Source organism: Pseudomonas boreofloridensis, from assembly GCF_030580795.1.
GTDB lineage: Bacteria > Pseudomonadota > Gammaproteobacteria > Pseudomonadales > Pseudomonadaceae > Aquipseudomonas > Aquipseudomonas boreofloridensis.
In genome coordinates, this window is the sequence record NZ_JAUQOQ010000004.1 from 228,964 (window position 1) to 242,246 (window position 13,283).

Consider the following 13,283-nt stretch of genomic DNA (forward strand, 5'->3'; position numbering starts at 1 on the left):
GAAAGCGTGCATGCAGCGCCTCAAGCCCGATCCCGCCACCGCCGACACCTGCCGCAGTTTCTACGCCGAAATCCTGCATTTCCTGCGCAAGCGCATGGACAACGCCAGCGATGCCGCAGACATGACCCAGGACGTGTTCGCCCAATGGCTCGGCTACCGTGACCGGACCAAGGTCGAACAACCGCGTGCCTTCCTGTTTCGCATGGCACGCAACCTGCTGAGCGATCACTGGCGCCGGCAACAGGTGCGTCAGAGCGTGCTGGAGGAGACGACCATCGACCCCGCCACCAGCGCCAACGACCCCTTCGATCACGCCCAGCGCCGTCAGCGCTTGGAACAATTGCGCCAAGTACTCGCCGAGCTCTCGCCGCGGCGACGAGAAGCCCTTATGCTGCACCGCTTTGAAGGCCTGACCCAGGCGCAGATCGCCGAACGCATGAATATTTCCGTAAGCATGGTCGAAAAGCACATCGCTGCGGCCCTGCTGCACTGCAAGCAACGGCTGGACAGTGAAGATGGCAGGGAGCAGCCGTAATGAGCCTCACCGACGAGACCGATCCACGCCCGCTCGACGCCCAAGCCGCCAGTTGGTTCACGCGTAACCGCAACGCGACAACGCGCGAGCAACGCAAGGCCTTCGCCCAGTGGATTCGCCATCCCGAGCACGCCCGCGCCTACCGTCAGTTCGAGCAACTGTGGGCAGACATGGCCGCGCTCAAGCAGGTCAACCACCCCGTCGCGCGGGTGCAGTACCGATCGCCGCGTTGGCGTCCACTGATCGCCACGGCGGCGGCGCTGCTGTGCGCGCTGCTGGCGGGTAACCTGGGCAGCGGCAGCACGCCGATACGCCAGGCCCTGGTCGCCGGTACCACGATGCGCAGCCTGCACTTGCCCGACGGCAGCCAGCTGTACGTCAATGCCCGCACCCGTGTGCAACTGGACTTCACCGCGCAGCGACGGCTGATCACGCTGGAACAGGGCCAGTTGTACATCGACGTGGCGCCAGACAAGGAGCGGCCGCTGTTCGTCGATGCCGGCAGCGCGTTGGTGCGCGTGGTCGGCACCGGCTTCGACCTGCGCCGTGGCGCACGCGAGTTGACCCTGAGTGTCGCCCATGGCCAAGTCGCCTTCGAAACCTCCGGCGAGAACCAGGCGCCCATGCTGGTCGAGGCCGGCCAGCGCGTCACCTACGAGCCGTCTCGTGGCAGCCTGCTGCGCCAGAACCTGGGCGAGCAGCGCGTGGCCGACTGGCGGGACGGTCATGTCAGCTTCAGGAACCGCGAACTGGCCAGCCTGATCGATGAACTGAGCCTGTACCGCCAGCAGCCGGTGCTGCTGGCCGATCCGAACCTGGCTCGCTACAAGGTTTCGGGCAATCTCGACGTACACGACCCCGACGCGCTGCTCAACGCGCTGCCTGCCTTGCTACCGGTGAAAACCGTGCGCCTGGGCGATGGCCGTTTGCGCATCGAGCACCGCGCGCATTAATTTGAGAATTTTTATCATTCGCAGGTGAGGATTTTTCCCAACACCGCGTCTCCTTCCCCGCCTGCCGGATGAACGGTGGGCTTTTTTCCGGCCATTTGCCGTTTGGGGGAATCCATGTCGTCTGCGTTGCGTCCGCTGCAAGCCTTGCCCGTCCGTCCTACCCTGCTGGCCTTGTGCCTGAGCCTGAGCCTGGCCGCCCAGGCCGCGCCTGTGCAATTGGACCTGCCAGCGCAACCGCTGGCCCAGTCGCTGAGCCAACTGGCGCAGCAGGCGCAGGTTCAGTTGCTGTTCGATGAAGCGCTGCTCAGCGGTGCGCGTGCTCCGGCCCTGCGCGGCGCCTTCGAGCCACAGGACGCCATCGCCCGCTTGCTGGCCGGCAGCCGCTTCGCCCTGGTGCGCGTGGGCGAGACTTTCGTAGTGCGTCAGCACGAGCCTGTCGCACCTGGCGAAGCCGCACAGGCGGATAACAGCATTCAGCTCGGCGCCCTGAGCATCGTCGGCGACGGACAGCAGATCGGCCCGCAGAACGTCGGGCGTTCGACCCTGGACCAGGAGCAGATCGACCGCTACCAGCCCAGCAACATCCCCAGCGTGATCGCCACCCTGCCCGGCGTGAACATGGGCGGCTCGGCCAAGCCGGGCGGTCAGACCATCAATATCTGGGGCTTGGGCGATGCCGAAGACGTGCCGATGACCGTCGATGGCGCGACCAAGAGCGGCTTCGAGCGCTACCAGCAAGGCACCGTATTCATCGAACCCGAGCTGATCAAGCACATCGAGGTGGAGAAAGGTCCGCACTCGGTCAAGACCGGCAACGGTGGCTTTGGCGGCAGCGTCAACATGACCACCAAGGATGCCGGCGATCTGCTTCAGGACGGCCGCAACAGCGGTGCCATGCTCAAGTACGGCTATGCCAGCAACGATCACCAACAGGTGTACAGTTCCGCGCTGTTCGGGCGCAGCGACGACGGCCGTATCGACGGCCTGGCCTACCTGACCAAGCGTGACGGCGGCGACATGAAGCTGGCCAGCAACCTGCCCGATCCCGACGGCGCTTACCCGATCAATCCTACCCGCCTGCCCAACAGCGCGCTGGACCTGGAAGGCGCACTGTTCAAGGGCAACCTGCACTTGAGCGACGAACACAGGCTGGGCTTCTCCTGGTCGCGTTCGCAGAGCGAACGCTGGGCGCCGTTCTCCTCCACGGCCTATCCGACACCGCCGAGCGCCGCCAATATCAGCCGCTACGGCTACGCCGCCGCACTGACCCGCTTCCTGGCCAACCGCACCACCACCGACACCACCTGGTCGAGCACCTACACGTATCAGCCGTCGGATAACCGTTGGGTCGATCTGGAGGTCAAATACTCCGACTCCGACACTCAGCAGACCGACGAGCGACCTGCGACCGCGTTCTTCCAGCCGGCCACCGGCGGGCGCAAGATGGATACCGAGTACCGCGACCGCATGCTTGCGCTCACCAACACCAGCCTGTTCGAGACGGCAGCGCTGGAGCACGCGCTGACGGTTGGCGCGCAGATCCGCCGGCACAACCGCGACACGCAGATGTGGATGCCTGGCAGCCTCTACGAAACTGCACGCTACAACTACGGCCACTACCAGCCCTACTTCATGCCCAGCGGCACGGTGCGCAGCCAGGGCTATTACCTGCAAGACGCCATCACCCTGGGAGATGTCACCCTCACCCCATCGCTGCGCTACGACCAAGTGACCAACGACGGCAAGCCCAACGATGCGCCGCTGTACGACAACCCCGCCGCCGGCCACGACTACAGCGCCAAGACCTACCGCGGCTGGTCGCCGCGCCTGGCACTGTTCTGGAAGGTGACGCCCAATGCCGCACTGTTCGCCGACTACAGCAAGACCTGGCGCGCGCCGGTGCTCGACGAGCAGTACGAGGTGCAGGGCAGCGGCAGCCGGACCGCCACCAGCCGCGACCTGGATCCTGAACGCATCACCGCATTGCGCGTGGGCAGCGTGTTCGACTTCGACAACCTGCTGTCGGCCAACGACAGCGCCCAGGTGCGCACCACCCTGTTTCGCAACCATATCGAGGACGAAATCTTCAAAGCCACCGGCATCGGCTGCCCACAGCAGTTGCTCACGGGCGGCTCCATCGCCAACACCTGCGGCGGCGGCCTGATGTCCAACTACCGCAACATCGGCGATGTGGTGATCAAGGGCTTCGAGATCGAGAGTTTCTACGACTCCACCTACCTGTTCGGCTCGGCGTCGTTTTCCTGGATCACGGGTCGGCACCAGGGCGCCTACACCAACCCCTGGGGACCGGACGTGTGGGCCAAGGACATCCCTGCGCCCAAGTGGATCACCACCCTGGGCGTGAAAATTCCGGCCTGGGACGCGCGGATCGGCTGGACCGCGCAGTTCGTGCGCAAGACCGACCGCCTGCCCAGCGACCGCTACTACAGCGGCCCCGGCAGTGTGCTGGGCGACCGCTACTACGACCAGTACGCCAACGGTCGCTATCAGATCCACGGCCTGTTCGCCAACTGGAAACCGCAGCAGGCCTACCTCAAGGGCACCGAGGTGAACCTCACGGTGGACAACCTTTTCAACGAGTCGGCCCGGCCTGAGCTGTCAGGGGAGAATGCGCTGATGCAGGGGCGCAATGCCAAGGTCAGCGTGACGCGGTTCTTCTGAGTGACGATACGCTCAGCCGGGGATCAGGCCGTCGGCACGCAGCAGGGTTTCCAGGCAGTGCTCCTGCACGCCGTAGAACGCCTTGAGCTGGGCGATCTTCCCCAGCAGCGTTGCGTTATCGCCGGCCTGGCGGCGCTTGACCGCCAGGATCATCTTGTTCTTGTTGGTGTGCTCCAGGGAGATGAACTCGAACACCTTGGTCTCGTAGCCGCAGGCCTCCAGGTACAGCGCACGCAGGCTATCGGTGAGCATCTCGGCTTGCTGGCCCAGGTGCAGGCCGTACTGCAGCATCGGTTGCAGCAAACCCGGGCTGTGCAACTGCGGGCGGATCTGCTTGTGGCAGCACGGTGAGCACATGATGATCGACGCGCCGCAGCGGATGCCGGTGTGGATCGCGTAGTCAGTGGCGATGTCGCAGGCGTGCAGGGCGATCATCACCTCGATGGCCTCGGGCACCACGCTGCGCACGTCGCCGCACTGGAATACCAGGCCCGGATGCTGCAGACGCGCCGCGGCGGCGTTGCACAGTTCGACCATGTCCGCACGCAGTTCCACGCCGGTCACCTGCGCTTCGCGGCCCAGGGTGTCGCACAGGTAGTCGTGCATGGCGAAGGTCAGGTAGCCCTTGCCCGACCCGAAGTCGGCCACCCGCAGCGGTTGCGTCTGGGTCAGCGGCGCACTGGCCAGGGCATGGTCGAAGACTTCGATGAACTTGTTGATCTGCTTCCACTTGCGCGACATCGACGGAATCAGCGCGCCTTGCCCGTCGGTCACGCCCAGGTCGCGCAGGAACGGCCGCGACAGCTGCAGGTAACGTTTCTTCTCCCGGTCGTGGCCGCTGCTGGCCTGCTGGCTCGGCGCCTGGGCAGCGTGGCGCTGCAGCAGCGCCTTGCCTTTCTTGCTGAAGCCCAGTTGCACTTCGCCCTCGGCGGTGAACAGGTGAGCATTGCGAAACTGCTCGGGCAGCAGCTCGGCCACCAGCGTCAGCGCCGCGTCCAGGGGCAGATTGCGGGTGATGTCGCGGGTCTGGTGGCGATACACCAGCGACAGGCAGGCCTGGCCCTTGAGCTGCACCGGTTTGGCAATGATGCGCTGCAGGCTGCCGTCGGCCCCGACGGGGCGCGCCAGCACCAGTTTGAGCAGGTGCTGGCGGTGCAGGGCGTCGCTCAGCAGGCTGAGAAATTGGTCGCGGGCGTCCGGCGCAGGTGTGGCGGAAGACATGAAAGGAGCAGCCTCGAAAATGCGTGATGGCCGGCATTCTACAGGGTTTACCGGCCGGCGCCCGAGGCTCAGTCCAGGACCACCAGTTGATTGGTCAGTTGATTACGCCGCCCGATCGAAGGCAGCGTGCGCCCCAGCAGTTCGCCACAGGCATCGATGCACTCGACGAAACCTTGCAGGGTGCTGCCTTGGTTCACCCGCTCGCTCAACCGCGCCACCAGTGCCGCACGGGCGGCATCGTCGAGGTGTCGGGCGGTGCCTTGATCGGTGAGGATGGTGACGAAGCGCTCGGCCTCGCAGACGAAGATCAGCACGCCACTGGTGCCGGCGGTGCGCTGCAGGTGCTGCTCGTGAAACTGCTGCTGGGCGAAAGCGGCGGCGCGGCGGCGGCGCAGCAGGCGCGGTGCCAGGCGGGCGGCCAGCCAGGGCGTGCGCAGCAACAGGCAGAAGGCGACGAACAGCAGCACTTGGGTCACCAGCAAGCCGCGCAGGCCCGGCCAGCCAAGCAACCACTGCACCAGCGCCGGCAGCAATACGGCCAACAGCGCGGCCCACAGCAGGGGCAGGTAAGGATAGTCGTCGGCGCGACGGGCCAGTACGGCCACCAGTTCGGCATCGGTGCGCTGTTCGGCGCGGGCGATGGCTTCGGCCACCTGGCGGCGTTGATATTCGTCGATGGGGATCATGCCCGGAAGTACTCGCTCGTTCTTATTGTCGTGGTCCCGGCGACGGGACGCCGGCAGTGTATCTCATCGGCACGCGCTTATAGGGCATAATCCGCCGCAGCCGCAGGGCGCAGTACGGCCAGCGCACCACAACAACAGTCGCCGCGAAGCCACAGCGGCGAGCGAATCGATGGATGATGGAATTGATGATGAAATTGCCGTTGCTGGGCCTGGCCATGGGCCTGGTCAGTCACGTGGCCCTGGCCGCCCCCTCCGCACCGCCCCTGGAAGACAAGGCGGCCTTCATCGACCACCTGATCGGCCAGATGAGCGTCGAAGAAAAAATCGGCCAGTTGCGCCTGATCAGCATCAGTCCGGAAATGCCGCGCGAGAAAATCCGCGAGGAAATCGCCGCCGGGCGCATTGGCGGCACCTTCAACTCGCGCACCGCCCCGGAAAACCGCCCGATGCAGGACGCGGCGCTGCGCAGCCGGCTGAAGATCCCGATGTTCTTCGCCTACGACACCCTTCACGGCGAACGCACGATCTTCCCGATCAGCCTGGGCCTGGCCGCGACCTGGGACATGGACGCCATCGCCAAGGTCGGCCGCACCTCGGCCATCGAAGCGTCGGCCGACGCCCTGGACATGACCTTCGCGCCGATGGTCGACATTGCCCGCGATCCGCGCTGGGGCCGCACCAGCGAAGGCTTCGGTGAAGACACCTACCTGACCTCGAAGATCGGTCAGACCCTGGTCCGCGCCCTGCAGGGCAAGAGCCCGGCCGAGCCGGACAGCATCATGGCCATCGTCAAGCACTTCGCCCTGTATGGCGCCGTGGAAGGCGGGCGCGACTACAATACGGTCGATATGAGCCTGCCGAAAATGTACAACGACTACCTGCCGCCGTACCGCGCCAGCCTCGACGCCGGTGCAGGCGGGGTGATGGTGGCGCTGAACTCGATCAACGGCGTGCCGGCCACTGCCGACACTTGGCTGATGAACGACCTGCTGCGCAAGCAATGGGGCTTCAAGGGCGTGACCATCAGCGACCATGGCGCGATCCAGGAATTGATCCGCCACGGCGTGGCCCGTGACGGCCGAGAGGCGGCCAAGCTGGCGATCAAGGCCGGCATCGACATGAGCATGAACGACACGCTCTACGGCCAGGAATTGCCGGGTCTGTTGAAGTCCGGCGAAGTCACCCAGGCCGAGCTCGACCAGGCCGTGCGCGAGGTGCTCGGCGCCAAGTACGACATGGGTCTGTTCAAGGATCCCTACGTGCGCATCGGCAAACCCGACACCGACCTCAAGGACTACTACGGCGAAGACCGTCTGCACCGCGAGGCCGCCCGCGACGTGGCTCGACGCAGCCTGGTGCTGCTGGAGAACCGCGATCAGACCCTGCCGCTGAAGAAGGCCGGTACCATCGCCCTGGTCGGCCCGCTGGCCGACGCCCCCATCGACATGATGGGCAGTTGGGCCGCCGACGGCCGGCCCGAACACTCGGTGACCGTGCGCGAAGGCCTGCGCCGTGCCACCGAGGGCAAGGCCAAGCTGGTGTATGCCCGCGGTTCGAACATCAGCGGCGACAAGGCCATCGTCGACTACCTGAACTTCCTCAACTTCGCCGCCCCGGAAATCGTCGACGACCCGCGTCCGGCCGCCGTGCTGATCGACGAAGCGGTCAAGGCCGCGCGTCAGTCCGATGTCGTGGTGGCCGTGGTCGGCGAGTCGCGTGGCATGTCCCACGAGTCCTCAAGCCGCACCACCCTGGAAATCCCGGCCGTGCAGCGCGAGCTGATCAAGGCCCTGAAAGCCACCGGCAAGCCGCTGGTGCTGGTGCTGATGAACGGCCGTCCGCTGTCCATCGCCTGGGAGCGCGAGCAGGCCGACGCCATCCTGGAGACCTGGTTCAGCGGCACCGAGGGCGGCAATGCGATCGCCGATGTGCTGTTCGGCGACTACAACCCGTCGGGCAAGCTGGCGATCACCTTCCCGCGCTCGGTCGGGCAGATCCCGATGTACTACAACCACCTGAGCATCGGTCGCCCCTACACCCCAGGCAAACCCGGCAACTACACCTCGCAGTATTTCGAGGAGCCTAATGGGCCGCTGTATCCGTTCGGCTACGGTTTGAGCTACAGCCAGTTCGAGCTGTCGGACCTGGCCCTGTCCAAGACGGCCCTCAAGCACGGCGACACCCTGCAGGCGGAGGTGACGGTGAAGAACACCGGCACGTTCGACGGCGAGACCGTGGTGCAGCTCTATGTCCAGGACGTCAGCGCGTCCATGAGCCGCCCAGTCAAGGAGTTGAAGCACTTCCAGAAGGTGCTGCTCAAGGCTGGCGAAGCGCGCACCCTGACCTTCGCCATCAGCGAGGACGACCTGAAGTTCTACAACGACCAGTTGCAGCATGTCGCCGAGCCGGGACAGTTCAACGTCCAGGTCGGCCTGGACTCGCAAGCGGTGCAGCAGCAGAGCTTCGAGCTGCTGTAGCGCGCAGGTACCGCTCCTGCGAGGGATCTGCAGGAGCGGCCTAGGTTAGACACGGCCAACAGCCTCCCCAGGATCCACCCATGCCCTCACCCCTGCGCGCCCTACGTCTGGGCCTGATCGTCCTGCTGATCCTGATCGGCACCGCCCTGAGCGCCAGTTGGGCCATGCAGCACGCCAAGCGCCAGGCGATGCAGGCCGATGCACGGCGGGCCAGCGAACAATTGACGCTCTACGCCAATGGCCTGCACACGCTGATCGAACGCTACCGCGCCCTGCCCGCGGTGCTGGCGCTCGACCCACAGTTGATCGACGCGCTGCGCGGCCCGGTCGGCGAACCCCTGCAGCGCGTGCTCAACCACAAGCTCGAACGCATCAACGGCGCGGCCAATTCCTCCACCCTGGAGCTGCTGGACCATACCGGACTGGCGGTGGCCGCCAGCAACTGGCGCCTGCCGACCACCTACGTCGGCTCCAACTACGGCTTTCGCCCCTACTTCAAGCAGACCCGCGTGCAGGGGCGCGGCAGCTTCTATGCCGTTGGTGTGACCAGTGGCGTGCCCGGCTACTTCCTCTCCAACGCCGTGACCGACGAACAGGGGCGCTTCCTCGGCGCGATGGTGGTCAAGCTCGAGTTTCCCGAACTGGAACGCGAATGGCGGCAAGGCAACGACGACGTGCTGCTGGTCAGCGACGCGCGCGGGATCACCTTCATCGCCAACCAGAATGGCTGGCGCTATCGTGAGCTGCTGCCGTTGAGCGACGACGACCGCGCCGAACTGGCGCAGACCCGCCAATACGACAAGCAACCGCTGATACCGCTGCAGCATCAGTTGCTCAGCCGCTTCGACGAGCGCAGCACGCTGCGCCGGGTGAAGGGGCCGGAGGGCAGCGCCGACTACCTCTGGGAAAGCCTGCCGCTGACCACCGAGGGCTGGACCCTGCACCTGCTGCGCAAACCCCAGGTGAGCGAGGACGCCCGCAATGCCGCCTTGCTCGGCGCGGCGGTGTGGTTGAGCCTGGCCTTTGCCGTGCTGTTCGTCAGCCAGCGCCTGCGCATCGCCCGCCTGCGCCAACGCAGCCGCGAGGAGCTGACGCGTCTGGTGGAAGCCCGCACCCGCGAGCTGCGCACCGCCCAGGAAGGTCTGGTGCAGTCGGCCAAACTGGCCGCGCTGGGGCAGATGTCGGCGGCCCTGGCCCATGAAATCAACCAGCCCCTGACCACCCAGCGCATGCAACTGGAGACCCTGCGCCTGCTGCTCGACCACGGTCGCATCGAACAGGCGCGCCAGGCACTGGAGCCGCTGGAACACATGCTCACACGCATGGCCGCGCTCACCGGCCATCTGAAGACCTTCGCCCGCAACAGCCCCGGCGGGCTGCGCGAACGGCTGGACCTGGCCGGTGTGGTCGACCAGGCGCTGGAACTCATGGACACGCGTCTACGCAGCGAGCAGGTCGAGGTGGCGCTGTATCTGGCGCGCCCGGCCTGGGTGCGCGGCGATGCAATCCGTCTGGAGCAGGTGTTGATCAACCTGCTGCGCAACGCCCTCGACGCCATGCTCGACAAGCCTTACAAGCGCCTGGAAATTCGCATCGAAGCCGGCGACGGGCAGTGGCGCCTGAGCGTGCTCGACTCCGGCGGCGGCATCGCCCAGGCCGATCTGGCCAAGGTTTTCGACCCGTTCTTCACCACCAAGCCCGTGGGCGAAGGCCTGGGCTTGGGCCTGGCGATTTCCTATGGCATCGTCCATGAGGCGGGCGGTCAGTTGCAGGTCGACAATCTGCCTGGCGGCGCCCGCTTCACCCTGACCCTGCCCCGCGACCTGGAGCCTGCATGTTGAATTCAGTGATCGTCGTCGACGACGAAGCGAGCATCCGCACGGCGGTCGAGCAGTGGCTGAGCTTGTCTGGCTTCAGCGTGCAACTGTTCGCCCGAGCCGAAGAGTGCCTGGCGCAACTGCCCCCTCACTTTCCCGGGGTGGTCATCAGCGATGTGCGCATGCCGGGCATGGATGGCCTGCAGTTGCTCGAACGCTTGCACGCACTGGACGCCGAACTGCCGGTGATCCTGCTCACCGGCCACGGCGACGTGCCCATGGCGGTGGACGCCATGCGCAACGGCGCCTACGACTTCCTGGAAAAGCCCTTCACACCGCAGCACCTGCTGGGCAGCTTGCGCCGGGCGCTGGAGAAACGCCAATTGGTGCTGGCCAACCGCGCATTGCACCACCAGGCCGATTTGAAGGAACGCCTGCAAGGCACCTTGCTCGGTATGTCGCAAGGCTTGCAGCAGTTGCGCCGCCAGGTGCTGGAGTTGGCCGCACTGCCGGTCAACGTGCTGATTCGCGGCGACACCGGCAGCGGCAAGGAACGCGTGGCGCGCTGCCTGCATGACTTCGGTCCACGGTCAGAAAAACCCTTCGTGGCACTGAACTGCGCCGCCATCCCCGAAGCGCTGTTCGAAGCCGAACTGTTCGGCCACGAGAGCGGTGCGTTCACCGGCGCCCAGGGCAAGCGCATCGGCAAGCTGGAATATGCCAATGGCGGCACGCTGTTTCTCGATGAAATCGAAAGCATGCCGCTGGCCCAGCAGGCCAAGCTGCTGCGGGTGATTCAGGAGCACACACTGGAACGCCTGGGTGGCAATCAGAGCATCCGCGTCGACCTGCGGATCATCGCCGCGACCAAACCCGATCTGCTCGAAGAGGCCCGCGCCGGGCGCTTTCGCGAAGACCTGGCCTATCGCCTGAACGTCGCCGAGCTGCGGCTGGCGCCCTTGCGCGAACGGCGCGAGGACATCCCCCTGCTGTTCGAGCACTTCGTGCGCACCGCCGCCGAGCGTCTGGGCCGCAGTGCCCCGCCGCTGTCTGGCGCGATGCTGGCGCAGTTGCTGGCACGCGAGTGGCCGGGCAACGTGCGGGAACTGGCCAATGCCGCCGAACGCCATGCCCTGGGTCTGGACTCGACACCGGTCGAACCTGCGCCGGGCGCGCACTCGCTCAGCGAGCAAATGGAGGCCTTCGAGGCACAGTGCCTGCGCGCGGCGCTGCGTCAGCATGGGGGGGAAATCAAGGCGGTGATGGAGGCATTGCAGCTACCGCGACGCACGCTCAACGAGAAAATGCAGCGTCATGGCCTGACCCGTGAGGATTTTCTCGATCCTCAATGAGCGGATTATTGCCCACGACCGCGCTTAGATAAGCGGAAATCCGCTCATGACGGGCCATACGTGCCATGTAGAGGTGCAGCGGGAAATCCTGCCAAGGCCTCAGCCACGAGGCTTAGCGCCCTGAAACGGCGCAGCGTGCTCCCATTTGGCACAGCTTCTGCAATCCCTTTTTCAAGCGCGACCCTGCGCGTCTCACAAAAACAACGAAAAAGGTATCCCCTGATGGATAACGCCACCACCCTGCCCACTGGGGCGGCCACTGCGCCCGCTGCCGAAAAGACCACCGCCAGTCGACTGAAATCGATCTTCAGCGGATCGATCGGCAACATGGTCGAATGGTACGACTGGTACGTCTACGCCGCCTTCTCGCTGTACTTCGCCAAGGCCTTCTTCCCGGCTGGCGACACCACCGCACAATTGCTCAATACCGCCGCCATCTTCGCCGTGGGCTTCCTCATGCGTCCGATCGGCGGTTGGCTGATGGGCCTGTACGCCGACCGCAAGGGCCGCAAGGCGGCGCTGATGGCCTCGGTCCTGCTGATGTGCGCCGGCTCGCTGGTCATCGCCTTGACTCCGGGCTATGAAACCATCGGCGTCGCAGCGCCCGTGCTGCTGGTCATCGCGCGCCTGATGCAGGGGTTGTCGGTCGGCGGCGAATACGGCACTTCCGCCACCTACCTCAGCGAGATGGCCAGCAAGGAGCGTCGCGGCTTCTTCTCCAGCTTCCAGTACGTGACCTTGATTTCCGGCCAGTTGATCGCCCTGGCGGTGCTGATCATCCTGCAGAACACCCTGACCACCGAGCAGCTGTACGCCTGGGGCTGGCGCGTACCGTTCGTGATCGGCGCGCTGTGTGCAGTGGTGGCGCTGTACCTGCGCCGCGGCATGGAAGAGACCGCGTCGTTCACCAAGAAGGAGAAATCCAAGGAAAGCCTGATGCGCACCCTGATGCGCCATCCCAAGGAACTGCTGACCGTGGTCGGCCTGACCATGGGCGGCACCCTGGCCTTCTACACCTACACCACCTACATGCAGAAGTACCTGGTCAACACGGTGGGCATGAGCATCAGCGACTCGACCACCATCTCGGCCGCGACGCTGTTCCTGTTCATGTGCCTGCAACCGATCATCGGCGGGTTGTCCGACAAGATCGGTCGACGTCCGATCCTGATCGCCTTCGGCGTGCTCGGTACGCTGTTCACCGTGCCGATCCTCAGCACCCTGCACACCATCCAGAGCTGGTGGGGCGCGTTCTTCCTGATCATGGCGGCACTGATCATCGTCAGCGGCTATACCTCGATCAACGCGGTGGTCAAGGCCGAGCTGTTCCCCACCGAGATTCGCGCCCTGGGCGTGGGCCTGCCGTATGCACTGACCGTGTCGATCTTCGGCGGCACGGCCGAGTACGTGGCGCTGTGGTTCAAGAGCATCGGCATGGAGACCGGCTTCTACTGGTACGTCACCGGCTGCATCGCGTGCTCGCTGCTGGTCTACGCGACCATGAAGGACACCAAGCAGCACTCGCGCATCACCACTGACTGAGTGACAGTGCTCGGGGCC

At 65.4% G+C, this 13,283-nt stretch carries 9 protein-coding genes; 7 read left to right on the forward strand and 2 right to left on the reverse strand.

What is annotated here, in order from left to right:
* Positions 1 to 10 precede the first annotated feature (10 nt).
* The 3 genes from Q6A47_RS06975 (at position 11) to Q6A47_RS06985 (ending at position 4,170) form a co-directional block, all read left to right on the forward strand.
* Complete coding sequence (locus Q6A47_RS06975) at positions 11 to 535, forward strand: RNA polymerase sigma factor (protein ID WP_029614926.1); 525 nt, start codon at positions 11 to 13, stop codon at positions 533 to 535.
* The gene (locus tag Q6A47_RS06980) at positions 535 to 1,488 is read left to right on the forward strand and encodes a FecR family protein (RefSeq protein WP_039579633.1); all 954 of its coding nucleotides are present in this window, start codon (positions 535 to 537) and stop codon (positions 1,486 to 1,488) included. Before Q6A47_RS06975 ends, Q6A47_RS06980 begins: the two co-directional genes overlap by 1 nt.
* A gap of 114 nt (positions 1,489 to 1,602) precedes the next feature.
* The gene (locus Q6A47_RS06985; RefSeq protein ID WP_304483691.1) at positions 1,603 to 4,170 is read left to right on the forward strand and encodes a TonB-dependent receptor; all 2,568 of its coding nucleotides are present in this window, start codon (positions 1,603 to 1,605) and stop codon (positions 4,168 to 4,170) included.
* Positions 4,171 to 4,182: 12 nt separating this feature from the next.
* Here the strand turns inward: Q6A47_RS06985 and Q6A47_RS06990 are convergent, their stop codons facing one another.
* The gene (locus Q6A47_RS06990; protein ID WP_304483692.1) at positions 4,183 to 5,391 is read right to left on the reverse strand and encodes a class I SAM-dependent methyltransferase; all 1,209 of its coding nucleotides are present in this window, start codon (positions 5,389 to 5,391) and stop codon (positions 4,183 to 4,185) included.
* A 68-nt stretch (positions 5,392 to 5,459) separates the two neighbouring features.
* Positions 5,460 to 6,077 (reverse strand): TPM domain-containing protein, encoded by a 618-nt coding sequence (locus Q6A47_RS06995; RefSeq protein WP_304483693.1) that lies wholly within the window; start codon positions 6,075 to 6,077, stop codon positions 5,460 to 5,462.
* A 185-nt stretch (positions 6,078 to 6,262) separates the two neighbouring features.
* Here Q6A47_RS06995 and bglX point away from each other — a divergent pair, with 185 nt between their 5' ends.
* The 4 genes from bglX to Q6A47_RS07015 all read left to right on the forward strand — a co-directional run bounded on the left by bglX (position 6,263) and on the right by Q6A47_RS07015 (position 13,265).
* On the forward strand, positions 6,263 to 8,554 hold the full coding sequence (bglX, locus tag Q6A47_RS07000; protein WP_304483694.1) for a beta-glucosidase BglX: 2,292 nt from the start codon (positions 6,263 to 6,265) through the stop codon (positions 8,552 to 8,554).
* 80 nt (positions 8,555 to 8,634) lie between these two features.
* Entirely contained in the window at positions 8,635 to 10,395 is a 1,761-nt protein-coding gene (locus Q6A47_RS07005) for a sensor histidine kinase (RefSeq protein ID WP_304483695.1), read from the forward strand.
* Positions 10,389 to 11,723 carry a sigma-54-dependent transcriptional regulator gene (gene mifR / locus Q6A47_RS07010; RefSeq protein ID WP_295485670.1) on the forward strand — a complete coding sequence of 445 codons (1,335 nt, stop codon included), beginning with the start codon at positions 10,389 to 10,391 and terminating at the stop codon, positions 11,721 to 11,723. The genes Q6A47_RS07005 and mifR overlap by 7 nt, the downstream gene beginning before the upstream one ends.
* A gap of 222 nt (positions 11,724 to 11,945) precedes the next feature.
* A complete protein-coding gene (locus tag Q6A47_RS07015) occupies positions 11,946 to 13,265 on the forward strand; it encodes an MFS transporter (RefSeq protein WP_039579642.1) in 1,320 nt (439 codons plus the stop codon).
* The last annotated feature ends 18 nt before the right edge of the window (positions 13,266 to 13,283 follow it).

Excerpts from the sequence above, each read along its gene's own strand:
- Q6A47_RS07015 (WP_039579642.1), top strand. The coding sequence starts at position 11,946 with ATGGATAACGCCACCACCCTGCCCACTGGGGCGGCCACTGCGCCCGCT.
- bglX (WP_304483694.1), top strand. The coding sequence starts at position 6,263 with ATGATGAAATTGCCGTTGCTGGGCCTGGCCATGGGCCTGGTCAGTCAC.
- Q6A47_RS06990 (WP_304483692.1), bottom strand. The coding sequence starts at position 5,391 with ATGTCTTCCGCCACACCTGCGCCGGACGCCCGCGACCAATTTCTCAGC.
- Q6A47_RS07005 (WP_304483695.1), top strand. The coding sequence starts at position 8,635 with ATGCCCTCACCCCTGCGCGCCCTACGTCTGGGCCTGATCGTCCTGCTG.
- Q6A47_RS06980 (WP_039579633.1), top strand. The coding sequence starts at position 535 with ATGAGCCTCACCGACGAGACCGATCCACGCCCGCTCGACGCCCAAGCC.
- Q6A47_RS06985 (WP_304483691.1), top strand. The coding sequence starts at position 1,603 with ATGTCGTCTGCGTTGCGTCCGCTGCAAGCCTTGCCCGTCCGTCCTACC.
- mifR (WP_295485670.1), top strand. The coding sequence starts at position 10,389 with ATGTTGAATTCAGTGATCGTCGTCGACGACGAAGCGAGCATCCGCACG.
- Q6A47_RS06975 (WP_029614926.1), top strand. The coding sequence starts at position 11 with ATGCAGCGCCTCAAGCCCGATCCCGCCACCGCCGACACCTGCCGCAGT.
- Q6A47_RS06995 (WP_304483693.1), bottom strand. The coding sequence starts at position 6,077 with ATGATCCCCATCGACGAATATCAACGCCGCCAGGTGGCCGAAGCCATC.